Origin of the sequence: Variovorax gracilis, from assembly GCF_030317115.1 — a bacterium.
In the GTDB taxonomy this organism is placed as follows: Bacteria; Pseudomonadota; Gammaproteobacteria; order Burkholderiales; family Burkholderiaceae_C; genus Variovorax; species Variovorax gracilis.
Map to the genome: position 1 here is coordinate 262,916 of NZ_JASZYF010000001.1, position 25,549 is coordinate 288,464.

21 protein-coding genes and 1 pseudogene are annotated in these 25,549 nt (G+C 67.3%); 11 read left to right on the forward strand and 11 right to left on the reverse strand.

The features are described from left to right. Window positions 1-40: 40 nt before the first annotated feature. From QTH97_RS01255 to QTH97_RS01275, 5 genes are all read left to right on the forward strand, one after another. Entirely contained in the window at window positions 41-5,359 is a 5,319-nt protein-coding gene (locus QTH97_RS01255; protein ID WP_286566164.1) for a GAF domain-containing protein, read from the forward strand. 42 nt (window positions 5,360-5,401) lie between these two features. After that, complete coding sequence (locus QTH97_RS01260; protein ID WP_286566165.1) at window positions 5,402-5,743, forward strand: Hpt domain-containing protein; 342 nt, start codon at window positions 5,402-5,404, stop codon at window positions 5,741-5,743. Further along, the gene (locus tag QTH97_RS01265; protein WP_286566166.1) at window positions 5,736-6,794 is read left to right on the forward strand and encodes an adenylate/guanylate cyclase domain-containing protein; all 1,059 of its coding nucleotides are present in this window, start codon (window positions 5,736-5,738) and stop codon (window positions 6,792-6,794) included. The genes QTH97_RS01260 and QTH97_RS01265 overlap by 8 nt, the downstream gene beginning before the upstream one ends. A 176-nt stretch (window positions 6,795-6,970) precedes the next feature. Beyond that, complete coding sequence (locus tag QTH97_RS01270; RefSeq protein WP_286566167.1) at window positions 6,971-8,497, forward strand: alpha/beta hydrolase family protein; 1,527 nt, start codon at window positions 6,971-6,973, stop codon at window positions 8,495-8,497. 123 nt (window positions 8,498-8,620) lie between these two features. Continuing rightward, on the forward strand, window positions 8,621-8,785 hold the full coding sequence (locus QTH97_RS01275; RefSeq protein ID WP_286566168.1) for a hypothetical protein: 165 nt from the start codon (window positions 8,621-8,623) through the stop codon (window positions 8,783-8,785). A 6-nt stretch (window positions 8,786-8,791) separates the two neighbouring features. Here the strand turns inward: QTH97_RS01275 and QTH97_RS01280 are convergent, their stop codons facing one another. After that, window positions 8,792-9,436: a Crp/Fnr family transcriptional regulator gene (locus QTH97_RS01280; protein ID WP_286566169.1), complete on the reverse strand. Its 645-nt coding sequence runs from the start codon at window positions 9,434-9,436 to the stop codon at window positions 8,792-8,794. 149 nt (window positions 9,437-9,585) lie between these two features. Between QTH97_RS01280 and QTH97_RS01285 the strand changes: the two genes are divergently transcribed. Beyond that, on the forward strand, window positions 9,586-11,241 hold the full coding sequence (locus tag QTH97_RS01285; RefSeq protein ID WP_286566170.1) for a phospholipase D-like domain-containing protein: 1,656 nt from the start codon (window positions 9,586-9,588) through the stop codon (window positions 11,239-11,241). A 34-nt stretch (window positions 11,242-11,275) separates the two neighbouring features. On the opposite strand, the pseudogene QTH97_RS36950 reads toward QTH97_RS01285, so the two are convergent. From QTH97_RS36950 to QTH97_RS01295, 3 genes and pseudogenes are all read right to left on the reverse strand, one after another. After that, a pseudogene (locus QTH97_RS36950) lies at window positions 11,276-11,605 on the reverse strand (cyclophilin-like fold protein); the annotation flags it as partial. A 9-nt stretch (window positions 11,606-11,614) separates the two neighbouring features. Continuing rightward, the gene (locus tag QTH97_RS01290; protein ID WP_286566171.1) at window positions 11,615-12,580 is read right to left on the reverse strand and encodes an AraC family transcriptional regulator; all 966 of its coding nucleotides are present in this window, start codon (window positions 12,578-12,580) and stop codon (window positions 11,615-11,617) included. Window positions 12,581-12,678: 98 nt separating this feature from the next. Beyond that, a complete protein-coding gene (locus QTH97_RS01295; RefSeq protein ID WP_286566172.1) occupies window positions 12,679-12,852 on the reverse strand; it encodes a hypothetical protein in 174 nt (57 codons plus the stop codon). 121 nt (window positions 12,853-12,973) lie between these two features. Here QTH97_RS01295 and QTH97_RS01300 point away from each other — a divergent pair, with 121 nt between their 5' ends. Continuing rightward, a complete protein-coding gene (locus QTH97_RS01300; protein WP_286566173.1) occupies window positions 12,974-13,723 on the forward strand; it encodes a metallophosphoesterase family protein in 750 nt (249 codons plus the stop codon). A 4-nt stretch (window positions 13,724-13,727) separates the two neighbouring features. On the opposite strand, the gene QTH97_RS01305 is transcribed toward QTH97_RS01300, so the two are convergent. The 4 genes from QTH97_RS01305 to QTH97_RS01320 all read right to left on the reverse strand — a co-directional run bounded on the left by QTH97_RS01305 (window position 13,728) and on the right by QTH97_RS01320 (window position 17,077). Continuing rightward, window positions 13,728-14,210, reverse strand: a complete 483-nt coding sequence (locus QTH97_RS01305) for a Crp/Fnr family transcriptional regulator (protein WP_286566174.1) — start codon at window positions 14,208-14,210, stop codon at window positions 13,728-13,730. 7 nt (window positions 14,211-14,217) lie between these two features. Next, the gene (locus QTH97_RS01310) at window positions 14,218-15,153 is read right to left on the reverse strand and encodes a DUF5996 family protein (RefSeq protein WP_286566175.1); all 936 of its coding nucleotides are present in this window, start codon (window positions 15,151-15,153) and stop codon (window positions 14,218-14,220) included. 21 nt (window positions 15,154-15,174) lie between these two features. Further along, window positions 15,175-15,696, reverse strand: coding sequence for a peroxiredoxin (locus QTH97_RS01315; RefSeq protein ID WP_286566176.1), 522 nt, complete (start codon window positions 15,694-15,696; stop codon window positions 15,175-15,177). A 115-nt stretch (window positions 15,697-15,811) separates the two neighbouring features. Beyond that, a complete protein-coding gene (locus tag QTH97_RS01320; protein WP_286566177.1) occupies window positions 15,812-17,077 on the reverse strand; it encodes an NUDIX domain-containing protein in 1,266 nt (421 codons plus the stop codon). Window positions 17,078-17,207: 130 nt separating this feature from the next. On the opposite strand from QTH97_RS01320, the gene QTH97_RS01325 reads away from it, so the two are divergent. Next, the gene (locus QTH97_RS01325) at window positions 17,208-17,405 is read left to right on the forward strand and encodes a hypothetical protein (RefSeq protein WP_286566178.1); all 198 of its coding nucleotides are present in this window, start codon (window positions 17,208-17,210) and stop codon (window positions 17,403-17,405) included. Between the two features lie 28 nt (window positions 17,406-17,433). Here the strand turns inward: QTH97_RS01325 and QTH97_RS01330 are convergent, their stop codons facing one another. After that, window positions 17,434-17,679 (reverse strand): DNA-directed RNA polymerase subunit alpha C-terminal domain-containing protein, encoded by a 246-nt coding sequence (locus QTH97_RS01330; protein WP_286566180.1) that lies wholly within the window; start codon window positions 17,677-17,679, stop codon window positions 17,434-17,436. Between the two features lie 309 nt (window positions 17,680-17,988). Here QTH97_RS01330 and yccS point away from each other — a divergent pair, with 309 nt between their 5' ends. Beyond that, a complete protein-coding gene (gene yccS / locus QTH97_RS01335) occupies window positions 17,989-20,193 on the forward strand; it encodes a YccS family putative transporter (RefSeq protein WP_286566181.1) in 2,205 nt (734 codons plus the stop codon). On the opposite strand, the gene QTH97_RS01340 is transcribed toward yccS, so the two are convergent. Further along, window positions 20,110-21,024 carry a LysR substrate-binding domain-containing protein gene (locus tag QTH97_RS01340; protein WP_286566182.1) on the reverse strand — a complete coding sequence of 305 codons (915 nt, stop codon included), beginning with the start codon at window positions 21,022-21,024 and terminating at the stop codon, window positions 20,110-20,112. The two genes, yccS and QTH97_RS01340, sit on opposite strands and share 84 nt — an antisense overlap. A 120-nt stretch (window positions 21,025-21,144) precedes the next feature. Here QTH97_RS01340 and dkgB point away from each other — a divergent pair, with 120 nt between their 5' ends. Beyond that, on the forward strand, window positions 21,145-21,951 hold the full coding sequence (gene dkgB, locus QTH97_RS01345; RefSeq protein ID WP_286566183.1) for a 2,5-didehydrogluconate reductase DkgB: 807 nt from the start codon (window positions 21,145-21,147) through the stop codon (window positions 21,949-21,951). A 5-nt stretch (window positions 21,952-21,956) separates the two neighbouring features. On the opposite strand, the gene QTH97_RS01350 is transcribed toward dkgB, so the two are convergent. Continuing rightward, entirely contained in the window at window positions 21,957-22,478 is a 522-nt protein-coding gene (locus QTH97_RS01350) for a BON domain-containing protein (RefSeq protein ID WP_286566184.1), read from the reverse strand. 468 nt (window positions 22,479-22,946) lie between these two features. Between QTH97_RS01350 and QTH97_RS01355 the strand changes: the two genes are divergently transcribed. After that, window positions 22,947-25,481 carry a hypothetical protein gene (locus QTH97_RS01355; RefSeq protein WP_286566185.1) on the forward strand — a complete coding sequence of 845 codons (2,535 nt, stop codon included), beginning with the start codon at window positions 22,947-22,949 and terminating at the stop codon, window positions 25,479-25,481. The last annotated feature ends 68 nt before the right edge of the window (window positions 25,482-25,549 follow it).

Sequence of the window (25,549 nt, forward strand, 5' to 3'; positions counted from 1 at the left end):
CCTCTCGCGCATCCCCCCTGATCGCAGGAGCCAATGCCTTATGGCGGAGTCCCGGTCCCGGCCACTGTCGATGCACGCGCTGCGCGCCGATGCAGACCCGCGCGAGCCCTTCGAGCGGCTGGTGGACGCGGGCGTGCGGCTGAACGGGGTGCGCAGCGAAGGAGAGTTGCACGAATGCCTGGTCCGCGAGACAGCCGATCTCGGCGGCGCGCAGCGGGTGCTGCTGGTGCTCGACGCCGACGACGGCTTGCGGATTGCCGGCTCGACGCTGCCGCGCGGCGAGGATGCCGCCACCCTGCTGCGCGCCATCGAACCCTGGCTTGCCGAATCCCGCCGCACGCGCACGTCGAGCCTGCGGCATGGACCCGCCGGCGCCAAGCCGGCGGCGCAACGCTCCTGCCTGATCGCACCGCTGAAGGCGCAGGATGAACCGCTCGGCTTCCTCTATGCCGACATCGAGGGCGCCGTCGGGCGGTTCCATGACACCGACCGCGACCTGCTGGCCGCGCTGGCGAGCCAGGCCGCGGTGGCCTTGTCCAACATCCGCTCCCGCGACGACATGGAACGCCGGCTCGCCCAGCGCACTGCCGAACTCGCGCAGCGCGCCGGTGCGCTCACCCTCATCGACAGCATCCAGGAGGGCATCGCGGCCCGGCTGCCGTTCGACGCCATCATCCACATGGTGGGCGACAAGCTGCGCGAGGTGTTCGACTCCGGCGACGTCAACATCCTGTGGTGGGACGACAAGGCCAACCTCGTCCAGGCGCTGTACCGCTACGAGCACAACCTGCCGCTGCCCTTGCCGCCCGCACGCCCGGTGAGGCCGGGCGAAGTGCTGGAACAGATCCTCCATGACCGCCATGTGCGCGTAGCGAACACGCGCGAGGAGCAGACCCGGGCCGGCCTCCACCCGGCGCCCGGAACCGACTGGGCGCACTCGATCGCCGCCGTTCCCATCATCGGCAGCGACCGCGTCCTGGGCGCCATCGGGCTGCAGAACCACGAGCGCGAATACGCATTCGGGGCCGATGAGATCCAACTCCTCGAAACCGTGGCGGCCAGCATGGGCGTCGCGCTGGAGAACGCCCGATTGTTCGACGAAACACAGGAGACGCTGGCGCACCAGACCGCGACGGCCGAGGTGCTGCGGGTGATCGGCAGTTCCGTCGCCGACCCGGGCCCGGTGTTCGACAAGATCCTCGAATGCTGCGAACGGCTGTTCGACGTCAGTTCCTTCGCGCTGATGATGGTCGACGACGACGGCCGGCTCGCGCTCAAGCGCTGGATGATGACGCCCGCCGGCCGTGCGGCGATCGGCGAGGCCCGCGCCGCCCAGCTCCAGCCCGTGATGCAGGCGAGCTACCCGGCGGCGCCCGGCGACACCTCCGCCGAACTGGCGTTCCGCACCGGCGACCTGGTGGAATTCGCCGACGTCCTGAACGACGCCTCGGCACCGCCCGTGTTGCGCCGCAATGCCCTTCAGCTTGGAAGGAGCTTCGCGAACGTGGCTGCGCCGCTGATGTGGCAAGGCCGCGGCATCGGCCTGCTGAGCATGCAGCGCAGCGAGATCGGCCCTTTCCGCCGCAGCGAGCGGGCGTTGCTCAAGACCTTCGCCGACCAGGCAGTGATCGCGATCCAGAACGCGCGCCTCTTCAACGAGACGCAGGAGGCGCTGCACAAGGTCGAGGAACGCACCGCCGAGTTGAGCGAGTCGCTCGACTACCAGACCGCGATCAGCGATGTGCTGCGCGTCATCAGCGAGTCGCCGACCGACGTGACGCCGGTGTTCGAGGCCATCCTGGACTGCGCGACACGGCTGTTCGGCAGCCCGACCTCGGCCATCTTCAGCTACGACGGCCGGCTGGTTCACCTGGCCGCGACCCGCAACTGGTCCGAATCGGCGCTGGCGTCGGCACGCGCCATATGGCCGGCGCCCCCCACCCTGCAGCAACTGACCGGCCGCGTCATCCAGGAACGAAAGGCGCTCAGCATCCAGGACACGTGGTCGGAGCCGAACTACGACCGCCAGCTGGCGAATACCGGGAACTGGCGCCGGATCATTTCCGCGCCGATGCTCAAGGACGGAGAGCCGATCGGCGTGATCTCCACCGCCTGGCCGGAGCCGGGCGTGACGCCGCAACGCCAGATCGATCTGCTCAAGCTCTTCGCCGACCAGGCCGTGATCGCGATCGAGAACATGCGGCTCATCAACGAGACCCGCGAGGCGCTGGAGCGCCAGACCGCCACGTCCGAAGTGCTGAAGGTCATCAGCGGCTCGCCCACGGATGTTCAGCCGGTGCTCAATACGGTGGCCGAGCGCGCCGGCATCCTGTGCCGCGCCGAGGGCAGCCGGGTGTGGCTCGCGGTCGACGGCAAGCTGCGCGCGATGACGAGCTACGGCCCGGCGTACCAGGCCGGCGCGATGGGAGTGGAACTGCCGCTGCGCGCCGGGTCGATCGCGGGCCGCGCATTCCTGGAGCGCCGTTGCGTGCATGTCGAGGACGTGGTGCCCCTCATGGACACCGAATACCCGGACGTGCGCGAACTCCAGGCGCGCAACGGCTTTCGCACGGTGCTGGCCGTGCCGATGCTTCGCGACGGCCAATCGATCGGCGTGATCGCCCTGCTGCGCAACCAGGTGCGGCCTTTCGCGCCGGTGGAGATCGGCCTGGTGCAGACCTTCGCCGACCAGGCCGTGATGGCGATCGAGAACGTGCGGCTCATCAACGAGACCCGCGAGGCACTGGAGCAGCAGACCGCCATCGCCGAGATCCTGCGTGTCATCAGCAGTTCGCCGACAGAGACGCAACCGGTCTTCGATGCCATCGTTCAGGCCTGCCAGCGCTTGTTCGAAGGCCGCGCGGTCGCGTTCTGCATGCCGCGCGACGGCACGATCGAGACCGTGGCCTTTGCCGACGACGGCACGCGTGGCGAGCGCCAGGGCGGATTCCTGAATCCCTGGCCGCTCGATCGCGGCAGCGGCGCCGGTGCCTGCATGATCGATGCGCGCATCATCAATGTGGCGGACACGCAGGCGAGTACCGGGGAGTTCCCGCGCATGAAGGATCTCGCGGTGGCGCTGGGCTATCGCTCGGGCCTCTTCGTTCCGCTGATGAAGGAGCACAAGGCCATCGGATCGATCGTCGTCCTCCGGGACACGACAGGCGCCTTCAGCGACCAGGAAACCAAGCTCGCGCGCACCTTCGCCGACCAGGCCGTGATCGCCATCGAGAACACGCGCCAGTCCAACGAGACGCGCGAGGCGCTGGAGCAGCAGACCGCGACGTCGGAAGTGCTGCAGGTCATCAGCGGCTCCATGGAGGATGCGCAGCCCGTGTTCGAGAAGATCCTGGAGAGCTGCCAACGCCTGTTCTCCGGCCGCCAGATGGGCATCTCGCTGCTCGGGGCGGACGGACTGGTGCATCTGGGCGCCCACCGCGGGTCCGCGCGCGACATCCTGGAGCAGTTCTATCCCCGCCCCATGGACCGCCCGCCGCCCGGCGGCCTGTCCATGGGCGGCCCCGACGTCTTCCATGTTCCGGACGCGCTCGCCGAACCGCACGTCCCGCCGTTCATGCGCGAGATCGCCAGGATCATCGGCACCTACGCGATCATGATCGCGCCGCTCCTGTGGGAAGGCCGCTACATCGGCTCGATCCATGTCACGCGCCAGCCGCCCGGGCCGTTCGCCGACAAGGAAATCAGGCTGCTGAAGACCTTCGCGGACCAGGCCGTGATCGCGATCCAGAACGCCCGCCTGTTCAACGAGACGCGGGAAGCGCGCGCCGCGGCCGAAGCCGCCAACGACGCGAAGAGCGCCTTCCTGGCGATGATGAGCCACGAGATCCGCACGCCGATGAATGCGGTCATCGGCATGAGCGGCTTGCTGCTCGACACGACGCTCGACACCGAGCAGCAGGACTATGCCGCGACCATCCGCGATTCGGGCGATGCGCTGCTGACCATCATCAACGACATCCTCGACTACTCGAAGATCGAGGCCGGCCGGATGGACATCGAGCAGCACCCCTTCGACCTGCGCGACTGCGTGGAGTCGGCGCTCGACCTGGTCAGCACGCGCGCGACCGAAAAGAACCTCGATATCGCCTACGTCTTCGAGGGCGACGTGCCGCTCGCGGTGAACGGGGACCTCACACGGCTGCGGCAGATCCTGCTGAACCTGCTGAGCAACGCGGTGAAGTTCACCGAGACCGGGGAAGTCGTGCTGACGGTGAGCGCGGAGCCCGCCTCGGGCGCCAGGGCCGCGCTGACCTTCGCCGTGCGCGACACCGGCATCGGCCTGTCGGCGGAAGGCAAGGGCCGGCTGTTCCAGTCCTTCTCGCAGGCCGACTCCAGCACCACGCGCAAGTACGGCGGCACCGGCCTGGGCCTGGCCATCAGCAAGCGGCTCGCCGAACTGATGGGCGGGACGATGTGGGTCGAGAGCGATGGCCCCGGCACCGGCTCGACCTTCTTCTTCACCATCGAGGCGCCGATCGCACACCTGCCGCCGAGCGCCCGGCGCGAGTTCATCGGCGTGCAGTTGGAACTGAAGGGCAAGCGCGTGCTGGTCGTCGACGACAACGCCACCAACCGCCGCGTGCTTGCGCTGCAGACAGGCAAGTGGGGGATGGACCCGCGCCATACGGATTCGCCGGCCGAAGCGCTGCGTTGGCTCGACAGAGGCGAGCGCTTCGACGTTGCGATCCTGGACATGCACATGCCGGAGATGGACGGCGTCGATCTGGCGCGGCGCATCCGCGCGAACCATGCAGCGCTGCCGCTCGTGCTGTTCAGCTCGATGGGCCGGCGCGAAGCCGGCGACACCGCATCGCTGTTCAATGCCTACTTGTCGAAGCCCATCCACCAGTCGCAACTGTTCGACACGCTGGTGAGCCTGCTCGCGCACGACGCGCCCGCCAAGCCTGCAACCAGTGCCACGGCCAAGCCGCAGATCGACCCATCCATGGCCGCGCGCCATCCGCTGCGCATCCTGCTGGCCGAGGACAACGCGGTGAACCAGAAACTCGCGTTGCGCCTGCTGCAGCAGATGGGCTACCGCGCAGACCTGGCCTCCAACGGCATCGAGGCCGTCGAGTCGGTCCAGCGCCAGGCCTACGATGTGGTGCTGATGGACGTGCAGATGCCCGAGTTGGATGGGCTGGATGCGACCCGGCAGATCTGCACCTTGCTCGATGGGCCGCTGAGGCCGCGCATCGTGGCCATGACGGCCAATGCCATGCAAGGCGATCGGGAGATGTGCATGGAGGCCGGAATGGACGACTACCTGACCAAGCCGATTCGCGTCGACCGGCTGGTCGAAGCACTGAACAGCGTGCCCGCACGAAAGGACCGATGAGATGAGCACTGCCGGACCGCTCCAAACAAGGGTGGGAATCACATGAGCAATTCGACGGTAGACCTTGCGACGTTTTCGGAGTTGCAAGACGCTGCGGGCGCCGATTTCGTGAAGGAACTGGTGCAGACCTTTCTCGAAGAGGCACCCGCGATGCTTCAGGAACTCCGCGATGCACTCGCCGCGGGCGACGCCGACACCTTTCGCCGCGCTGCGCATTCGCTCAAGTCGAACAGCCTCACCTTCGGTGCCCTCACGCTCGGCGCCATGGCGCGCGAGCAGGAACTGGGCGGCCTCGCCGCCGCGCAGTCATCCGACGCGCTCGATGCGCTGGCGCAGGAGTACGACCGCGTCGCGACGGCCCTGCAGGAGCTGACCCATGGTTGACCTGCGCCACGCGCCAGCCCGGCTGCTGGTGGCGGACGACAACAAGGTCAACCGCCTGCTGATGACCCGCAGCCTCGAACTGCAAGGCCACAGCGTCCAGTGCGCCGAGAACGGCCGGATCGCCCTGGAGATGCTGCGGCGCGACGCCTTCGACCTGATGCTGCTCGACATGGAAATGCCCGAGATGACCGGCTTCGAGGTGCTCGAACACCTGACCGCCGACGTCAAGCTGCGCGACCTGCCGGTGATCGTCACCTCCTCGCTCGAAGGCGTGGCCGACATCGCGCGCTGCATCGAGTTGGGCGCCGAGGACTACCTGCACAAGCCGGTCAACGCCGTGCTGCTGAAGGCACGCATCGGCGCCAGCCTCGAGAAGAAGCGCCTGCGCGACCAGCAGAAGGAGATGGTGCGCCGCTTCGCGACCTCCGAGGTCGCGCAGGACCTGCAGCAGTCCGGCTTCGCGCTGGGCGGTCGCCGCGTCCACGCCACGGTGATGTTCTGCGACATCCGCGGCTTCACCTCGCTGGTCGAGTCGCAGCCGCCGGAAGAGACCATCGAACTGCTGAACACTTACTACACGCTGATGTTCGATGCGATCAACGGCCATGGCGGCGTTGTGAACCAGATGATCGGCGACGGGCTGATGGCGATCTTCGGAGCGCCGCTGCCGCTGCCCGACCATGGTGCTGCCGCGGTGCGCGCAGCGCTCGACATGGTCGAGATGGTCGACCTTTTGAACGTCGAACGCACGGCAGCGAAAAAGCCCGCGATCCGCATCGGCGTCGGCGTCGCCTCGGGCGAGATGGTGGCCGGCTATACCGGCACGCACCAGCGCGCGACCTACACCTGCATCGGCGACACGGTGAACCTTGCCGCGCGGCTGGAGGAACACACCAAGCTCGCGAAGCGGACGATCCTGATCGATCCGGCGACGCACCTGGCCCTCGATGGCCGTATCCCTGCGGACTCCCTGGGGCCGGCCTCGTTCAGGGGCAAGGCTGCACCGGTCGAGGTGTACGCGGTCGAGGCCGCGGCCGCAGCCAGCGCCTAGATCCGCGGCCCCGTGTCGCATAGGTGATAGCGGCTCCGGGTTACTCCGCAACGGCGCCCACACAGGCGCCCCCTACGCTCCGACCGCCGGCGCCGCGCTGTCCAGGCAGCGCGGCGCCGGTTCGTGTGTTCCCCGAGCTTGAAGTTCAACCACAAGAAATCCCGGAGACAAAACCCATGCAAAAGAATCGCGTCCAGCTCCTGGCGCTGGCAACCACTCTCAGCCTTGCCGCGTGCGGCGGTGGCGGCAACGGAGGGGCCTTCCTTCCGATCGCTGCTGCCCCGGCCCCTGCACCCGCACCCGCACCCGCGCCTGCGCCTGCGCCGGAAGAAAAGCGCGCGCAGGACGATCGCAGCTTCGCGCCTGCGGCCCCGGCCGACACCACCTTCGCCGCGCTGGCAGCCGATGCCGGCGATACGGTCGACAACGCCACGACCAGCCGCTGGGCGGGCGTGCTCGGCGGCGCGGCCTATCGCGTCGAGGTGCCGGCCAACTGGAACGGCAAGCTCGTGATGTACGCCCATGGCTACGCCGGCACGGGCAACGCGCTGGGCGTCAGCAATCCGTCGATCCGCCGTTACCTGATCCAGAACGGCTACGCCTGGGCTGCATCAAGCTACAGCAAGAACTACTACGACGTGCGCGTGGGCGTCGAGGACACCAACGCACTGGCCCTGGAGTTCAACAAGATCGCTGCCGCCGCCGGCCGCACGCTGGCGGCGCCGAGCAGGATCTACATCACCGGCCACTCGATGGGCGGCCACATCACGGCCGCGGCCATCGAGGACGAGGCCTTCGCCACGGCCAAGCACAAGGTCAAGTACAACGGCGCAGTGCCGATGTGCGGCGTGGTCGGCGACACCGAGCTGTTCGACTATTTCGCCGCCGCGCAAGTGACGGCGCAAGCCATGGCGGGCGTACCGAAGTACCCGTTCACAAGCTGGGCGGACATCGCGGCGCAGGTCACGGGAACCTTGTTCTCGAGCTTCCCTTCTGCCGCAGCCCCCGCAGCGGCCGTCACGCCCACGGCGACGGGCGCGAAATACGCATCGGTGGTCAAGAACCTCACGGGCGGCGAGCGGCCCTTGTTCAACCTGGGCTTTGCGAACGGCGGGACCTTCCCGCTGGTCTGGGGCGTGTTCGGCGGGGACGGCACGGTCAACGGCATCCTCAACAAGAGCGGCGTCGACACCAACCGATTCATCTACACCATCGACGGCGACGCGGCCGGTTCCGCCGCCCTCAACGCGGCCGCCCTCAAGCTCACCGCGGAGGCGGACGCCAATCGCGTGCGCACCGACGGGCTGCGCTGGATCCCCAAGGCCAATGGCGAGTTCAAGATCCCGGTCGTGACCCTGCACACGCTGGGCGACATGTACGTGCCCTTCAGCATGGAACAGATCTACCAGAAGCGCGTGGCCGCCAAGGGCAACAGCGCATGGCTGGTGCAGCGCGCGATCCGCGGCGCCTCGCATTGCGACTTCACCGTGGCGGAGCAGGTCACCGCCTTCGACGACATGATCAAGTGGGAGCGTGACGGCGTGGTGCCGAGCGGCGACGATGTCGTGACGCCGGCGACCGTGGCGCAGCCGAGCTACGGCTGCACCTACACGAAGAACGTCTTCGGTCCGGACGACCTCACGCAATCGACGAAGAGCCTGCGTGCCGCGATCGCGGCTACCACGCCTGCCTGCCCGTCCTGACCGGTCGACCTTTGCCGCACACACTCCGGTCATCCACGTAAGTGGCGTTGCGTGGCCGCCCGGATGGTGTGACTCCAGGCATTCGAGAGAATGGCGAGCCTTCCTCCTCCCTTGGAGGTCCGAATGCAACCCAGGCTCTCTTCCGCCCTCGGCATCGCGATGGCCTGCGCCTGTGCCTTCCCGCAGGGGCCGTCGCGTGCGCAGACCATCCCGGCGATGCAGGGCAAGAAGAAGTCGGAAAGCGTGACGCTGGGCGGAGGCCCGAAGTCCATCGACTTCAGGTTCTAGCCGGGACTACCAGGACGCCGGCAGCTTCTTCAGGATCACCATCCGCCCGTCGCGCTGGCCGACGTAGCCACCGGCAGTGAGTTCCTTCATCACCCGGTTGACCATCTCGCGAGAGGAGCCGACCCGGTCGGCAATGTCCTTTTGCGTCAGCTTGTGGCGCAGCACGCGCTCGTCTCCCACCGGTTCGGACAGCTCGGTCAGCACTCGCACCATGCGACCGTAGACGTCCTGCAGCGCGATGCTGCGCACCTGTTCGGTCAGCCGCCGCACCATGCGGATAAGCTTGCGGGTGAGGTGAAACGCGAAGTCGGGGCTTTCCGCGAGGAACTGGCGCAGTTCCGACCCCTGGACCACCCGGCAGGTGCACGCCTCGATGGCCTTGATCGACGCCGAACGCCTTTCGCCGTCGATGGACAACTCGCCGAAGTAGCCGCCGGGACCGTATTCGGTGAGCACCAGTTCGCGGCCGTCGTCCGAGCTGGCATAGACCTTCACCCGTCCGCTGAGCACGATGTAGAGCGAATCGGTCGTGTCCCCCTCGTTGATGAGGATCGCGTGGGCCGGAAACGAACGCGTGTGCCCGTGCGGCGCGATGGCGTCGAGCAGGGACTGCGGCAGGCGATCGTCAGGGCCGTCGACGGCGGAGCTCATCGAACGATTATGGGACGACACGGAAGGTTGTGACCCATGTCACTTGCGCACTGCGCACTGTTTCCTCGCGGAAACGACGGGCATTGAATAGATTCCGTCCTACAACCAGGGAAGAAACGATCCGACATTCCGCAACGTCCGAGCCCGCCATGAAGACCCCCCTCAAATGCTGCCCCATGCTGACCGCCCACAGCATCGGCATGCGCCTGATGGAGATCGGCCTCGCACAGGCCCGGGCCGGTGTGGCGCTCCTCGTCTTCGCGGTGGTGCTGCTGGGCATGCTGACGGGTTGCGCCAGCCTGCCGGACAACGCCCACCGGCCCGCCTCGCAGACGATCACGGACGTAGCCGACACCCGCCTGGCCGCCGTGGCGGCGGCTTCGATGCCCGCCGGCAACGCGCATCTCTCGGGCATGCGCCTGCTGCCTGCCGGCGACCAGGCCTTCGAGGCACGCATCGCGCTGGCCCGCGCCGCCGAGAAGTCGATCGACGCACAGTACTACCAGATCGCCGACGACACCTCGGGCCGGCAGTTCCTGCGCGAGCTCAGCGACGCCGCCGCCCGCGGCGTGCGCGTTCGCATCCTGCTGGATGACCTGCATGCCACCGGGGAGGACGCGCTGCTGGCCGGCCTCGCCGCCCGGCCCAACGTCGAGCTTCGCATGTTCAACCCGCTGCCCGCGCGCGACGGCAGCGTCCGCGCGCGCGTGCTGCTCTCGATGCACGAGTTCTCGCGCATCAACCGCCGCATGCACAACAAGCTGTTCATCGCGGACAACGCCTTTGCCATCAGCGGGGGCCGGAACATCGCAGACGAGTATTTCGGCCGCAGCGAGCCCGCCAACTTCATCGACATGGACCTCCTCTCCACGGGGCCGGTGGTGCCGGAGATGGCGGCCGTGTTCGACGCGTACTGGAACAGCCGGCACGCCTACCCGATCGGGAGGCTCGCCGGGCCGGACCTCGACATCGCGGCCGCACGGCTTCGTTTCGAGCAGTCCGTGCGTGACGCCGGAGCGGTGGCGATGCCGGTCGCGGCGCGCGATTCGCTGGGCCAGGGCAGCGTCGCCACGCAGTTGGACGATGGCCGCGTGGCGCTGCACATGGCGTCGGTGCGCGTGGTGGCCGATGCACCGCACAAGGCCGATGCGGACAACGAATCGCGAGCCGACGGCGTCGTCATGAACGGCAACCTGGACCTGCTGCAATCGGCGCGCTCGGAAGTGCTCGTGGCGTCGCCCTACTTCATCCCGGGCAGGCGCACGATGGAAGTCCTCCAGAAGGCTGCCGACAGCGACGTCAGCGTGTCCGTCATGACCAACTCCCTCGCGACGACGGACGAGCCGCTGGCGCACTTCGGCTACGCGCGCTACCGCGTGGCGCTGCTGAAGATGCGCGTCGCGCTCTACGAGCTGATGCCCGAGGACGAAGACGAGCGCGCATCCATCGCCGATGGTCCGCACGGCTCGCTCGGCCGCCTGCACGCCAAGCTGGCGGTGGTGGACCAGCGCTGGCTCTCCATCGGGTCGATGAACATGGACCGCCGCTCCGCGCATTCCAATACCGAGATGAGCCTCATCGTCGACAGCCTGGCGCTGGCCGGCCAGATCACGAGGCTCCTGCGCACCGAGCGGATGCCGCAGAGCTATCAGGTCCGCTACACGGATGACACGCGCCGGCGCCTGGAGTGGATCGAGCCGAACGGCTCGAACCCGGTCGTGTATGCCGGCGAGCCGGACTCGACCTGGGGCCGGCGGCTGCGGCTGTCGGTGCTGGCGAGCCTGGTCGACGAAGATCTTCTTTGATCCGGATCTGCGGCGCCGGCACTTCGATGGTGACCACGATCGGGCCGGGCACGCCGAACGCCTCCGCGCCGACATCGAGCTTGCCGAGGACTTGGCACGCGCCGCTGATCGTCTGGCCGTCGTGTCGATAGAAGACCGCCAAGTCGGGTCCGGGCGTCCAGCAGACCAGGTCGCCCACCTCGTACGAGCGGGTGTGCGTGCCGCGGCCCGAAATGGCGCCGGGGAGCGGGCCGAACTTCTCTCGCCTGAAGAGGTCGTGCATCGTGATCGTCAGCGGCAGCATGGCGATGAACTCGTGCGCCGTCGAGTTGTCTTCCAGGGTGGCCGGAAACACCCGGCCATTCAGTCTGAGATGAATCTTCATGAGGGACTTTCAGGTGCTCGCCCGGCCCAGTTGAAGCTCGCGCAGGCGCTTGACATCGCGTGCGGGAGGCAGGCCGAAGAAGCGGCTGTATTCGCGATTGAACTGTGACTGGCTCTCGTAGCCGACGCGATGGCCGGCGGTGGCGGCATCCACGTGCTCGCTGATCATGATGCGGCGCGACTCCTGCAGGCGCAGCTGCTTCTGGAACTGCAGCGGGCTCATCGCGGTGACGGCCTTGAAGTGCTGGTGCAGCGACGACACGCTCATGTGGACTTCGCCGGCCAGGTCCTCGACCCGGAGCGGCTCCTGGAAACGCTGCGACAGCATGCTGATGGCCTGGGCAATGCGCTGGCTGTGGCTGTCCACCACGGCCATCTGTGCCAGCCGCCAGCCATCGGCGGACCTCAGCAGGCGGTACAGGATCTCGCGGGTGATCAGCGGCGCCAGGGCCGGCACGTCCTCGGGCGAGTCCAGCAGCCTGACCAGCCGCAGCACGGGATCGAGCAGCGTCGTGGACAACTCGCCGGTGAAGATGCCACGCTGCGATGCACGCATCGGGAGCGTTTCGCCAAGCTGCAGGTCCAGCGCGAGGGCCGCGATGTCCTTGACGTCGAAGCTCAGCCGCAGGCCCAGGTACGGTGCCTCCGGCGACGCGTCGATCACTTGTCCCGACACGGGCAGGTTCTGCGACACCACCAGGTACTGGCTGCTGTCGTAGATATAGACCTCGTCGCCGAGAAGCACCCGCTTGCTGCCCTGTGCCAACAGGCAGAAGGCGGGTTCGTGGATCGCATGCACCGGATGCTGCATGTGCGACGCGCGGGCCAGGGCCAGGCGCGGAATCGCCGTCGGGTGGGCGCCGTCGGTGACGGTCATGCGGTCGATGACCGCGGCGAGTTCGGCCCGCATCACGGTGGTCTGCAGTTGATCGACGGGGCGGTCGCCGCGCAGTGCATGGGGGGTGGATGTCAGCATGGAGCCAAGCTTAGGCATCTCGCCGACGCTTGTCTCGGCTCCGGCGGGTCAGCCGGAGGATCGTGCAAAGATCTTCAACGATCCTGCAAGGGACGTGATCAGATGGTGACCAGGTCCACGATGCCGTACCCGATGATCGCCAGCAATCCGAGGATGCCGGCCATCATGAGCGGCGTTCCCCAGCGCGTCTCCCGTGCGGCAAAACCGAGGGTCATGACGCCCGCCGCGATGCAGGTCGTGATCGCGGCAGTCTGGAGCGTGAATTCAGGCATTCATCGATGCTACCCGCAAGGCGCCACGGCGCGGTCGCACCCGGGCCCCGCCGTGTGAAAAGAGCTTCGCGCAGGCATTCAGGCCCCTCACAATGCGGGCTCCGTCGCTGCAGCCCATGCCGTGCGCATCCTCCTCGTTTCCGACCTGCACTACACGCTGCCCCAACTCGACTGGGTGGTCCGCGTGGCGCCGTCCTTCGATCTCGTGGTGCTCGCCGGCGATCACCTCGACGTGAGTTCGCCGGTGTCGCTCGATGCGCAGTCGGTCGTCCTGCTGCGCTACTTCTCGCTGATGAATCCGGGCACGTCGCTCGTGCTGGCCTCAGGCAACCACGACCTGACGGGGCCGGACCGGCACGGTGAACGAGCGGCGCTGTGGCTGCCGGAGAGCCGCCGCACCGGGGTCTTCACGGACGGCGATTCGCTCACGGTCGGCGACACGCTGATCACGGTCTGCCCCTGGTGGGACGGCCCCGCCGGCCGGGCCGCCCTCGAAAGGCAACTGGCCGCGGATGCCGATCGACGCCCTGCCCGCTGGGTCTGGATCTATCACTGGCCCCCACTCGGTTCGCCCACTTGCTGGACCGGCAGGCGCCACTATGGTGACGCCGATGTCGCCGGCTGGATTGCCGCCTACCGCCCCGAATTGGTGCTGACCGGGCATGTGCACGAGCCGCCTTTCAAGCCCGCCGGCGCCTGGGCCGACCGCATCGGCCCCACCTGGGTGTTCAACGCCGGCAGGCAGATCGGGCCGGTGCCAGCGCACATCGTGATCGACCTCGCAGCGGACACCGCGTCATGGCGCTCGATGATGGGCGAGGAAGCCCTGGAGCTCGGCGCCGAAAGCGCGCCTGCGCGATCGGTCTTCTGAGCGTTCAGTAGTCGGGATTCGGCTCGCGCGCGGAGCCGGGGCGCGCTGACGGTCCCTGGCGGTGTGCCAACTGATCCAGCACTTCCGACACCATCGCCAGGCCGGGCGAATCGCCGTACTGGTGCTTGAGGTCGACCAGATAGGTCGTTGCGAAATCCAGGCGCTCCGCCAGGCCCGCGGCGATCCATCGCGTGATGGCCGGATCGCTCGCCAGCAGCGCGCGACCGTCGGCCGCGTAGCGAACGATGCTCGCTGCGCTCGCGACGACCGTCGCCGTGTAGGGTGAGTTCAGCAGGAGCGAGATTTCGCCGATCGCCGCACCCGGCCGACTGATCGACGTGATCGCCATGCCGGACTTGCTGATCTGCAGCGCGCCCGACACGAGGATCCACAGACCGTCGCCGGACTCGCCTTCGCGCACGAGCGTGTCCCCGACCGCCAATGTGAATTCAGGCAGGCCTGCGGTGCGTTGCAACAGTTCGTCCATGTTCGCCTCAAGGCCAGAGCGGCGACGCACGGTCGAGCGACGCCCTGTCCCATCGTCCGAGATCGGCAGCCGCGTCGTAGGTCGACTGAAGGAACAACAGGAGCGCGGCGTCCGGGTCCGGCGCAACGCGGACGGCCTCGTACGGCAGGATGAATTCGCGCATCTGCGGGTCGTACCGCGCGGCAGCCGGCTGGACTTCGCGGTCCGCATAGCCGGGCGGCTCCGGATACGCATAGGCGTAGAACGAAGCCTCGGCCACAGGACCTCCGCCCGGCCAGAAGCCGCAACTGCTGCACTCATGCGAGTAGGCCTCGACCATCACATGGTCCGGACAGTTGGGAACGCCGCCCGGATGGCGCGGCGCAGGCCGGCCCGAGAAGCGCGTGGCCGCCAGGTCGAAGGCGCCCCAGAAAAAGTGCGCCGGGCTCTGCTTGCCGCCGAAGCGCCCCCGGAAGCGCTTCAACACGCGATCGGCCTGGGCGACGATGCGCCACCACCGGTGCGCAGCGTCCGGATCGTAGGACGCGTGGGTCCGGTCCTCGGCGAAGGGAATGGCCGTCTCGACTTCCACCGGCGAGGGCATGAGCTTGGGCTCGACGCCCAGCGCCTGCAATGCCGCCTGGTACTCGGCAAACCAGTCGGCGACGGACTTGGGCGCAAGGGCGAAGCCGCGCTCCGCACCGTCGCTGCATTTCAGCGCCAGTGCATGCGAGATGAAGTCGAATTCGACAGAGAGGGTTCGGTCGCCGCAGGGCATTGGCGAGGTCGTCAGCCCGCGCGGCGTGACATAGAAAGCGACCTGCCACCAGTGGTTCTCCATCGGGGCCAGCGCAAGGCGCGTCTTGCCGACGATCTGCGTCCACATGTGCAGCGTGGCATAGGTGTCGCGCCATTCGGAGAGCGAAAGCGCGGGCCAGGCCGGGGGTGTCTGCGCTGCGTTCATGGCGTCGGGCCTTTCAGGCGTCTACTTCCTGTCGCGGTTCTGCGGCAGTTCCTTGACCGCCGCGAGCATCTTCTCGACGTGCTTGTCCGGATTGAGGTTCTGGTAGTGGGCCGCCACCGTTCCGTTGGGCGCGATCACATAGGAGATGCGGTTGGCGTAGTCCGGGCGCGTCTGCATCAGCGCGTCGAAGGACTGGCTGATGGACTTGGTCGTGTCGGAGGCGACCGGGAACTTGCCTTGGCACGCCTGGTTGGAGAACTTGGTCAGCGTCTCGATGTCATCGGTCGACACACCGATCACCGTGGTGCCCAGCGCGGCGAACTTGTCGACCGCCTCGGCGAATGCGTGAGCCTCGAGCGAACAGCCGACGGTGAAGGCAGCGGGGAAGAAATACAGGACGACCGGCCCCTTGGCCAAAGCCGCGGACAGGGAGTAGGTGAAGGGCTTGCCGGCGAGCGCGGCCGGCGCACTGAAGGCCGGCGCGGGCTGCCCGACGTCGAGCGCCGCACTGGCAGGCGCGGCGACGACGAAAGCAAGCGCCATGACTGTCGTTGCAACTGCGCTCCGTACCAATGACTTCATGTCCTGGGTCCCGATGGGTCGATAAGGTGCATGTTATTCCGAGGAGGTCGAGGGCGAGTACATCCCCGGACCGCCATCAGTGACGCCGAAGGAAGCCGCGGGCAGGCGCCAGCCACTCCACCTCACCGGCATCGAATCCGGAAGATGCATCGGCATCGCCGGTAAAGAGCATCTTTTCTTCCTCTAGCAGGAAGCATGCGAGGGTGGGCCCCTGGCCAGCCTGCTGCAGCACGCGCAAGGTGCAGCCTCCCAGATCGATGCGCTCTCCATGCCGCAACGGCGAGCCCTGCGTTGCCAAGGTCCATCGCACCGGACCGGGCGCGGACGCCCGCAGCGCAGCCGCATGCGTCTCGTCATCCTGGCCCGCGTCGATCAGCGCCCACTCGTTGCGGGTCCCGCCGACGAAGTAACAGTTGACCAGAGCATCGCCGCACAAGGCCGTGACGCGCAGCACACGAGGCGACAACTGCATCGCCAGACCCGAAGCGAGTTCGTACCTGCAATGCCCGAGGCCCTCGGGGTCGATGCGGGACAGTTCGTCATAGGCCGGCTCGCCCGGATTCACCGGCCGTCGGCCGCCCGGGCCGTCCGCGATGCGTGGCATGACGAGCGGAATCTCCCGTGCGCCGCGCGCGTAGCCCATGCACGCCTCGGCGGTCTCGAAGGTCGCGAGTTGCTCGAGAATGCGCCGCTGCACATTCATCAGCTTGAGCCCGCGCGAGGGGTCGATCGCGTCGGCCGGGCGCAGCCACATGTGCTCGACTGTTTCGCGTCCGTCCGGACAGGCACTCTGCCGCTGCGGCGCCAGCGCCACGAAGAAGCGGGTGTCGAAGCGACGCGGCATGCCCAGCGGCGTCAGCCAGTGGCTGAAGTAAGCGAGCCTGTCGGCGGCGAGACGCCATCCGCGGTCGGCGCACAGCTTGCGCAGTGCATCGCCGCCCTCTTCCACCGCCAGGCGCAGCGCCACGAGGTCCCGGGGCGCCATGTCATCGAGTTCCACTGGCCGGCCATCGGCATCGCGCGCGAAAAGCAACCCGGCCTCCTCGAAGCATTCGCGAACCGCCGCGACGTAATAGTCGAGGCCATTCGCGGGGATGCCCAGCCGAAAGGAAGCCGCCGCATCGTCGACGCCATCGCACAGCGGGTGAAGCGTCCGGTCCTGCGCATCGAGCGTGCCGCCGGGGAAGACGCTGGCGCCGCTGTTCTGGTCGGCCTCTTTCTCGGCCCGCCGAAGCATCAGCACCTCCATGCCGGAGGCGCCGTCGCGCAGGACGATCAGGGTCGCGGCGACGCGCACGGGGCGCGTCGTTGCGGGTGATGGGGATGGGATGGGCGTTGTCATGGGAGCGCCGCATGTTTTACCAGCAAGCGCCACCGCAAACCGTCGCGCTCACGACGCCGGCACCTCGTCAATTTTGGGGAGGCGGGCCCACGCAGGCTGCACCACACTTCCTATCCTCGACGGAGGTGTCGTGGTCAAGAAGATTCAGCTTAACGAAGAACAGTGGAAAACGCTCGAGGCCTTGCGCGAGGCCCATGCCCGGGGCTGCCCGACCGATTCGATCAAGGTCTCGGAGCGGCTCCGCTCGAACGGGCTGGTCGCGTCGGACCGGCACGGCTACAAGTTCCTGACCGAACAGGGCCTGCAGCGCCTGAGCCAGGGCCGCTGAGCACGCGGCCCACGGCATTCGCCGACCCTCAGTCCGCGAGACGCAAGCCCCTCTGATTGACGCTCTCGACGATCTCCCTCAGCGAATTGCGGCCCAGCCGCGAAAGTGCGAAGAGTTTCCTGGCGGGCACACGCGTGACGTCCCGAACCGTGTGAAGCTGATTCACGCGCAGGACGTTGGTCGTGCGAAGCGACAGTTCCAGGACGGCAATGTCAGCGTCCAGGACCGGGTCGGCGGCAGTTCGTGCGGTGGGGGGATTTGGGCGAAGATCCATGGCGAGACTCCTGAAAACGATGACTGGAACTTGCACAGTTCGTGCCATCGGGCCAGCGTCATGAAACGCGGGCGTTTCATTGGAGAACTCATCGGCATCGCCTGAAACCGGAACACTGCGATTGCCCGGGTATCAGACAACTGCATGTTTTTCATGCAGGGTTTTCCAGACCTTCGGGGCTGCCTGGAAAGTCGTGAATTCGCGCCTCGATGGCACGTATCGTGCACCGTCATGCCGATGCTTCCTTCCGCAGTCGACTCGCTCCGGCACCGGCTCCGTGAACTGGCCAGCCGGGCCCAGGCCTTCCGAGTGCTTCTCACCCTTGGAAGCCTGATCGCGATCTGCGGCCTGACAGGCCACCCGGAGGCGGTGACGCCGCTGTTCCTCGGCGCCATCGCGAGCGCGCTGGCCGAAACCGATGACAGCGGACGCGGCCGCTTCCGCGCCCAGATGGTCACGCTGGTGTGCTTTGCGGCGGCAGCGCTTGCCGTCGTGGCCTCGATCCAGGCGCCCTTCCTGTTCATCGCCGGGCTGGCGCTGGCGGCGTTCTGGCTGACGATGCTGGGCGCGGTCGAGGCCCGCTACAAGGCCATCGGCTACGCCACTCTGATCCTGGCGATGTACACCACCCTCGGCATCGAGAACCAGCCCGCCACCCAGGAAGTCCGCGAGCGCGAGGTTGTGCTCCTGATGCTCGGCGCGGCGTGGTATGGGGTGTTCTCCGTGGCGTGGAGCGCGGCCTTTCCGGCGCAGCCGGTGCAGGCAATTCTCGTGAGGCTGTTCTCGGTGCTCGGCCACTATGTGCGCTTCAAGGCATCGCTCTTCGAGCCGCTGCGCGGCATCGACATCGAGCGCAAGCGACTGTCGCTCGCGCAACTCAATGCGGAGGTGGTCAGCGAGCTCAACGCCGCCAAGGAAAGCATCTTCCGGCGAATCGGCAAGCGCGCGCCGACCGGCCGCATCGCGCGCTACCGGGGCCTCTACCTGATCGCCCAGGACGTGCACGAACGCGCCAGCTCGTCGCACGACGACTACAACGCGCTGGCCGACGCCTTCTTCCACAGCGATCTGCTCTACCGCTGTCAGCGCGTGCTGGATCTTCAGGGCCAGGCGTGCCTGCGGCTCGCGCAATCGATCGCGCGGCGGGAGCCCTTCGCCGTCGACAACGCGACGGTGCAGGCGCTGGCGGACCTGCGCAGCGCGATCGACTACGAGCATGCGCATGCACGCGATCCGCGACGCCAGGCCTTGCTAGCTTCCATCGAGGCCCTGGCGCGCAACCTGGCGCAGCTCGACGGCCAACTCGCCGGCGCGAGCCAGCCCTCTGCCAAGGCGGGGCGCGACGACATGGGTCTGTTCGATCGCTCGCCGCGCTCGTGGCGCGATGCGGTCGACCGCGTCCGGCGCCAGCTCAGCCCCAAGTCGGCCCTGTTCCGCCACGCGCTGCGGCTGGCCATCGCGCTCGTGGCCGGCTGGGGGATCATGCGGCTGATCCACCCCGTGCAAGGCTACTGGATTCTCCTCACCACCCTCTTCGTCTGCCAGCAGACGTGGGGCGACACCGTCTCCCGAATGGGCCAGCGCATGGCGGGCACGGCGGCCGGAGTCGTCGCCGGCTGGGCCTTGCTGGACCTGTTTCCCCAGCATCTGATCCAGTCGCTGCTTGCCGTGGCCGCGGGGGTGCTCTTCTTCGCGACGCGCACGACGCGCTATCTGCTCGCCACCGCCTGCATGACCGTCCTCGTGTTGATGTGCTTCAACCTGGTGGGTGACGGCGGCGTGCTGATCGTGCCACGGCTGATCGACACCGCCATCGGTAGCGTCATCGCGGGGCTCGCGATGCTGCTGGTGCTGCCTCACTGGCAGGCGCGGCGCTTCAGCGACCTGGCCGCCACGGCGATGCGCAACCACGGCAGCTACCTGCGAGAGATTGCCGGGCAATACCGGTCGGGTGCACGCGACGACCTGGCGTACCGGTTGGCCCGGCGCAATGCCCATAACGCCGATGCCGCGCTCGCCGCCGCGGTGTCGGAGATGTTTCGCGAGCCCGGTTTCGTGCGCCCGCGCGCGGGGGTCGCCCTGCGATTCCTGATCCAGTCGCACACGCTGCTGAGCTATCTCTCGGCGCTCGGTGCGCACCGCACGGCGCTGCAGGACCCAGCGGATGCCCATGCGATGCGCGCTGCGGCGGAAGGCGCCGCAGCGATGCTCGACGCGCTGGCCGAAGGGCTGGACAGGGCCGCCGTGCACCCCGCGGAAGCGGACGCCAGGCTTGCCGCGCTCGATGCGATCGCGCCTTCGCGCGACGCCGAGGGCGAGATCGACCACGACGTGCATCTCGTTCGCACGGAACTCGCGCTCATCGGGTTGCAGATCGAGGCGCTTCGCGGATTCGCGCGCAAGTGGCTGCAACTCGAGGAGGACGCGCCCTCAGCCTCCGTCCCGGCGACGCAACTCCGGCTGCCCGAGCCTTTCGCCGATGAAGTCAAGGAAGCAGGTGATCCGCGCCGATAGCTGCGTGTTGCGGTAATACACCGCGCTGATCGGCTGGCGCACTTCCACCGTCTCCCGTGCCAGCACCTGCACCAGGTCACCGCGCAACGTGTCGGCAGCCGTCATGTAGTCGGCGAGGCAAACGATGCCCGCGCCCTCCAAGGCCAGTTGGCGCAGCGTCTCGCCGCTCGATGCCGTGAGCGCCGGCGCGATGGGCCACTCGTCGCCGTGTTCGCCGCGCAATGGCCAGCGATTGAGCGATTCCGGCTGCGTGAAACCCAGCAAGGTGTGACGTTCCAGACTCTCCACGCTTCCCGGGCGGCCCTGCGCTGCGAGATACGCCGGACTGGCCAGCACGCGCAGGCGGCTGGTCGCGATCGGGCGTGCATGCAGCGTCGAATCACGCAACTCGCCGATGCGGATCGCGACGTCGGTCCGCCGCTCGAGGAGGTCGATGTTGAGGTCGTCCGTGTCGAGCTCCAGGCTGATCTGCGGGTAGGCCTGCCGGAACTCCGCCACCAGCGGCACGATGGCATGCAGCATGAAAGGCGATGCGGCATTCACTCGCAGCCGTCCCGCCGGCTGCTGCCGGCGCGCGGCCATCTGCTCCTCGGCCTCGTCGATCGAGGCCAGGATGGCACGGGCGTGTGCCAGGAAGGCATGCCCCTCCTCGGTGAGTTCGAGCCGGCGCGTGGTGCGGCGCAGCAGCGTGGTTTCGAGCTTGCGTTCGAGTCGCCCGAGCGCCCGGCTGACGCCCGAGACGGTCTGGCCCAGCCGCTCGGCGGCTGCCGTGATAGAGGCCCCGTCGACTACGGCGGTGAAGGCTTGCAGTTCCTCGACAGTGGTTTTCATGTTCGGGTCGACGCGCTGATTGTTGACTAGAAGTCAACTATATTGTGCGAAGAACACTGTTTTTCTGCAAAGGACAACGCGCGACACTTCCTCCCAGATTCACCCATCCAAAGCACATTCATGACCAGCATTCCTCAATTCGGCCTCGGCACCTTCCGCCTCACGGGCCAGGCGGCCGTCGACTCGGTCAAGACGGCGCTCGATCTTGGCTACCGCCTGGTCGACACCGCACAGATCTACGGCAACGAGGCCGATGTCGGCCAGGCCATTGCCGAGAGCGGGGTGCCGCGCGACGCCCTGTTCCTGACCACCAAGATCTGGACGGCCAACTACGCCAGGGGCCTGCTCATCCCCAGCCTGAAGGACAGCCTGACCAAGCTGCGCACCGACCACGCGGACCTGACGCTGATCCACTGGCCCTCGCCGGGCAATGCGGTCCCGGTCGCTGAGTTCATGGGCGCGCTGGCGGAAGCCAAGGCGCAGGGCCTCACGAAGCGGATCGGGGTCTCGAACTTCACCGTCGACCTGATGCGCCAGGCGATCGCCGCCGTCGGCGCCGGCGAAATCGCGACCAACCAGATCGAACTGCACCCCTACCTCCAGAACCGCAAGGTCGTCGACTTTGCAAGGAGCCAAGGAATCCCGATCACTTCATATATGACACTGGGCTACGGCGCGGTGCTGAAGGACCCCGTGATCCAGGACATCGCAGCGGCCCACAAGGCGACGCCGGCCCAAATCAGCCTGGCGTGGGCGATGCAACTCGGCCACGCGGTGATCCCCTCATCGACCCGTCGGGCGAATCTGGAAACCAACATGAGGGCGCAGCAACTTCACCTTACCGACCAGGAGATGGCGCGGATGGCCTCACTGGAGCGCAACGGACGCATCACCAGCCCCGAGGGTTTGGCTCCCGTCTGGGACTGAGCGGCTCAACCGGGACCGACGACCAACTGGTTGTCGACCGTCGTGACGCCGTTGACCGTCCTGGCGATGTCGCCGGCCCGCGCCTTGGCGGCCGCGTTCGGTGCCGGCCCCGCCAGCCGCACCGTTCCGCCCCTGGTTTCGACATCGATACGGGTCGCGCTCAGTTCGGCATCCTTGGCGAGCGCGGAAGAGACCGCCAGCGTGATCGCCGCATCATCCGTGGTTGAAACCACCGCCGTGCCCATGTTCTTCAAAGCGTTCTTGACTGCGGCCGCGTCCTCCTTCACCTCGGGCGAAGTGACGTAGGCCCTGGTCTTGTCCCGCGCCACTTCGGCCAGCTCGGCGGCCTTTCGCGCGGCAGCGACCGCCGCCTGTTCGGTCTTGTCGGCGGCCGAATCGAGTTGCCTGTTGGCGGATTCGTTGCCGGCACGGTCGGTGCATGCGATCAGGGCAAGGGCGCAGAGCGCCGCCGTCAGCACCGTCCGTGTGTGCATCGGCGCTTCGACAGCCCGGTTCGATTGGCTCATCCGAGATCTCCTTCGGCCGGAAACCTTAGGCCTTTGCACCAAATCGGGGTGCCAGCGGCATCGGAAACCCGTGTAGGCCAACGGCGCGGCCAGGGCTGTCGGGAGGCACCTGCCCGCACGCCCAAACCGACCCCTCCAGCACCACTTCGCCAGATGAAAGCAGTTGAAATTGTGTTGCCGACGGTTACATGCAAATCTTTCAATTAGGCAAGAAGTTCGCCAAATAGTCGTCACCGTCTACAACTGATGTAACAGCGCCCTTGAGAACAAATACACATTAAGAAAGGATTTGAAAGAACGCTTGCCGCGTAGGAACCATCCCACGTACAAACCGTCATCTTTTAAAAACTTGAGGTTTTTTGTTTGAAATCAATAGATAAAAGTTCTCTACTGCTTCTTATTGCAGCGGGAACCTTGGCAGGTTGTGGGGGTGGGAGCAGCAACGACAGCGGCTTGGGTGCCGCTGGCTTGAACGCAAGCGCTGCAACCGTCGCTGGTTCGGATGTGAATGGCACGCTGGTCGCCGATTCGACCGAGGCCTCGGCAACGGGTACCAAATCGTCCGGCAAGTCCCAGAAGGTCACTCAACTCGCCAAAGAGGGCGAGATCTTCACAGTTCCGGTGTACACCGATGTGCGCTTCGGCAGCGGCACCAGCTGGAGAAGCTCCGGCATCCCCGCCAACATGGCAGTCATGTGCCACGTCGACATCTTCGGCAATCCCGGCGTGCCGGCTCCCCGCGTGTGCGTCACGGGCACTGACGATGCGGCCGCTCCGGCGCCTGCCCCGGCTCCCGCTCCCGCTCCCGCTCCGGCTCCGGCACCGGCACCTGCGCCCGCTCCGGCTCCGTCCGGTTACGTCCGCGTGGCGAACGAGGGTCAGATTTTCACCCTGCCCAAGTACACGGAAGTGCGCTTCGGCAGCGGCAACAACTGGAGAACCATGGGCGTCCCGGCCAACATGGGCGTCATGTGCCACGTCGACATCTTCGGCAATCCGGGCGTGCCCGCACCCCGAGTTTGCGAAGCGCCCGCGACGGCCGGCGCTCCGGCTCCGGCTCCCGCTCCGGCACCCGCACCGGCTCCGGCTCCGGCGCCTTCTCCGGCTCCGGCTCCGGCCCCGGCCCCGGCACCTGCACCCGCACCCGCGCCGACCCCGATCGTCGGCGACGTCGTCGACTCTTCCTTCAACGTGATCGCCAGTTCGTACCGCAACACGGCTGCGCAACTGAGCAAGGCGGACGGCATCGAGTACCGCTATGGCCCCAGCGCCGCCGCCTATGGCGTGGGCAACGGCGGCCTGCCGACGCTGTATGCGCGGGATGCCGCAACGCGGCTCGCGTCGCCGGCGCCCACCCATCCGTTCTACTGGCAGGTCGGTGGCCCGCCGTCCGCGAACCCGGGCGCCTACTCGACCAACCAGGCCAACATGGTCTTCGTGGCCGACAACCCGACGCAACGCATCGGGGTGGCTGACTTCCAGGTGTCGGGCTACATGTTCAACACCTTCGCGCAACTGCCGCAGCTGGGCTGGACGCGCGCCGCCGTCTCCGGTGGCGGCATCGACAGCATCAACGCGCTCAGCTACAAGGCCTCGGGCCTGGCGACGAGCGATCCGATCGCCGTGGGACGCTGCACGGGCCGCTCCGGTTTCTGCAACGAGAGCCTGGTGGCCTACCAGAACGGCGTGATCGCCACCGCGGGCAGCAACACGGCCACCAACCAGGCCTCGGTGAAACTGCCGGCCAACAAGGTGCCGACCGCGATCGCGATGACGAACCAGAGCGAATTCGCGCTGGTCACCGTCTGGGACACGACCGCGCTGAAGGGCCAGGTTGCCGTCATTGCGCTGGCTGGCCTGTGCGATGGCTGCGACCCGTACAACTCCTCGTCGCACACCGTCGGGAACGTCAAGTACGAGGCCTACTACAAGTGGTGGAACGAGTGGATGGCGCCCTACCCCGGCCTGCCGAACATGGGCAGCATCGTGTTCATGAAGATCCTCGGCTACATCGATCTGCCGGGCATGAATGCGCCGACCGAAATCGCGGCCACCACGGGTCTTGACCAGTTCCAGACGTTCAGTGGCGCGGACTTTGTCGGCTACGACAACACGCCGCTGTCGAGCAACTGGAGCAAGTTCGCCGGCTCTGGCGTGCATTCCGGCCGCTACGCCAAGGGCGGTGTGGCGGTGGTGATCTCCAAGTCGGAGCAGAAGGCCGCTTTCATCGACCTCAAGCCGCTCTTCAACCAGGTCAACGGCGTCTACTTCAGCGCCAACGTGACGCAGACGAGCAACCTGGGACAGGGCGACAGCCAATGGCCGTACACCTTCGCCAACACGCCGTCGCAGGTTCCGACGGTGGTGAAGACGGTGTCGCTGGGGGCCAAGCCGACGGCGGTGAAGACCACCATTTTCGGCAACCCGCAACGCGCCTGGATCGCGACGCAGGATGGCACGCTGCACATCTACAGCCTCGACGGCTATGCGCCAGGCGGCCGGGCGGCCTCGCCCGCTCCGACGGCGAGCGCCATTGCCGAGGTGGGCACCGTGACGGGCATCGGCCGCAATCCGACCTCGCTGGGTACCTCCAAGGGTGAGCCCAGTGCGAGCATCGAGCCGCTGAACCAGCAGATCCTGGTGGCGTCGCGCGGCGACCGCAAGGTCTCGTGGGTTCGCTTCGCCAGCAACGGCAACAGCGGCACGATCGTGCGGACCCTGCAGGACACGCGCCTGGTCGACCCGATCGCGGTGGAAGATGCGGACAACTTCGCCAACGCCGGCTACCTGACCAGCGTGGTCGACCATGCCGGCAAGGCGGTGCGCAACTACCGCTACGGACCGGTGATCTTCTCGGACGGCGGCGCATGTCCGCGGCCCAATGGCTGCGCGGTCACGCCGACCACGGCCGGTGGTGTCACGCACAACATCGAGTACGGCGGAGCGATGGACATGTCGGCCCACGGCAAGCCCTTCCAGATGACGACGACCAACGTCCCCTGACGCGCGCACTGCCATCGCGTATCGAAACGGCCCGCCTCGAGCGGGCCGTTTTTTTTGCACCGTGCAGA

Excerpts from the sequence above, each read along its gene's own strand:
- QTH97_RS01255 (WP_286566164.1), top strand. The coding sequence starts at position 41 with ATGGCGGAGTCCCGGTCCCGGCCACTGTCGATGCACGCGCTGCGCGCC.
- QTH97_RS01260 (WP_286566165.1), top strand. The coding sequence starts at position 5,402 with ATGAGCAATTCGACGGTAGACCTTGCGACGTTTTCGGAGTTGCAAGAC.
- QTH97_RS01265 (WP_286566166.1), top strand. The coding sequence starts at position 5,736 with ATGGTTGACCTGCGCCACGCGCCAGCCCGGCTGCTGGTGGCGGACGAC.
- QTH97_RS01270 (WP_286566167.1), top strand. The coding sequence starts at position 6,971 with ATGCAAAAGAATCGCGTCCAGCTCCTGGCGCTGGCAACCACTCTCAGC.
- QTH97_RS01275 (WP_286566168.1), top strand. The coding sequence starts at position 8,621 with ATGCAACCCAGGCTCTCTTCCGCCCTCGGCATCGCGATGGCCTGCGCC.
- QTH97_RS01280 (WP_286566169.1), bottom strand. The coding sequence starts at position 9,436 with ATGAGCTCCGCCGTCGACGGCCCTGACGATCGCCTGCCGCAGTCCCTG.
- QTH97_RS01285 (WP_286566170.1), top strand. The coding sequence starts at position 9,586 with ATGAAGACCCCCCTCAAATGCTGCCCCATGCTGACCGCCCACAGCATC.
- QTH97_RS01290 (WP_286566171.1), bottom strand. The coding sequence starts at position 12,580 with ATGCTGACATCCACCCCCCATGCACTGCGCGGCGACCGCCCCGTCGAT.
- QTH97_RS01295 (WP_286566172.1), bottom strand. The coding sequence starts at position 12,852 with ATGCCTGAATTCACGCTCCAGACTGCCGCGATCACGACCTGCATCGCG.
- QTH97_RS01305 (WP_286566174.1), bottom strand. The coding sequence starts at position 14,210 with ATGGACGAACTGTTGCAACGCACCGCAGGCCTGCCTGAATTCACATTG.
- QTH97_RS01310 (WP_286566175.1), bottom strand. The coding sequence starts at position 15,153 with ATGAACGCAGCGCAGACACCCCCGGCCTGGCCCGCGCTTTCGCTCTCC.
- QTH97_RS01315 (WP_286566176.1), bottom strand. The coding sequence starts at position 15,696 with ATGGCGCTTGCTTTCGTCGTCGCCGCGCCTGCCAGTGCGGCGCTCGAC.
- QTH97_RS01320 (WP_286566177.1), bottom strand. The coding sequence starts at position 17,077 with ATGACAACGCCCATCCCATCCCCATCACCCGCAACGACGCGCCCCGTG.
- QTH97_RS01330 (WP_286566180.1), bottom strand. The coding sequence starts at position 17,679 with ATGGATCTTCGCCCAAATCCCCCCACCGCACGAACTGCCGCCGACCCG.
- QTH97_RS01340 (WP_286566182.1), bottom strand. The coding sequence starts at position 21,024 with ATGAAAACCACTGTCGAGGAACTGCAAGCCTTCACCGCCGTAGTCGAC.
- dkgB (WP_286566183.1), top strand. The coding sequence starts at position 21,145 with ATGACCAGCATTCCTCAATTCGGCCTCGGCACCTTCCGCCTCACGGGC.
- QTH97_RS01350 (WP_286566184.1), bottom strand. The coding sequence starts at position 22,478 with ATGAGCCAATCGAACCGGGCTGTCGAAGCGCCGATGCACACACGGACG.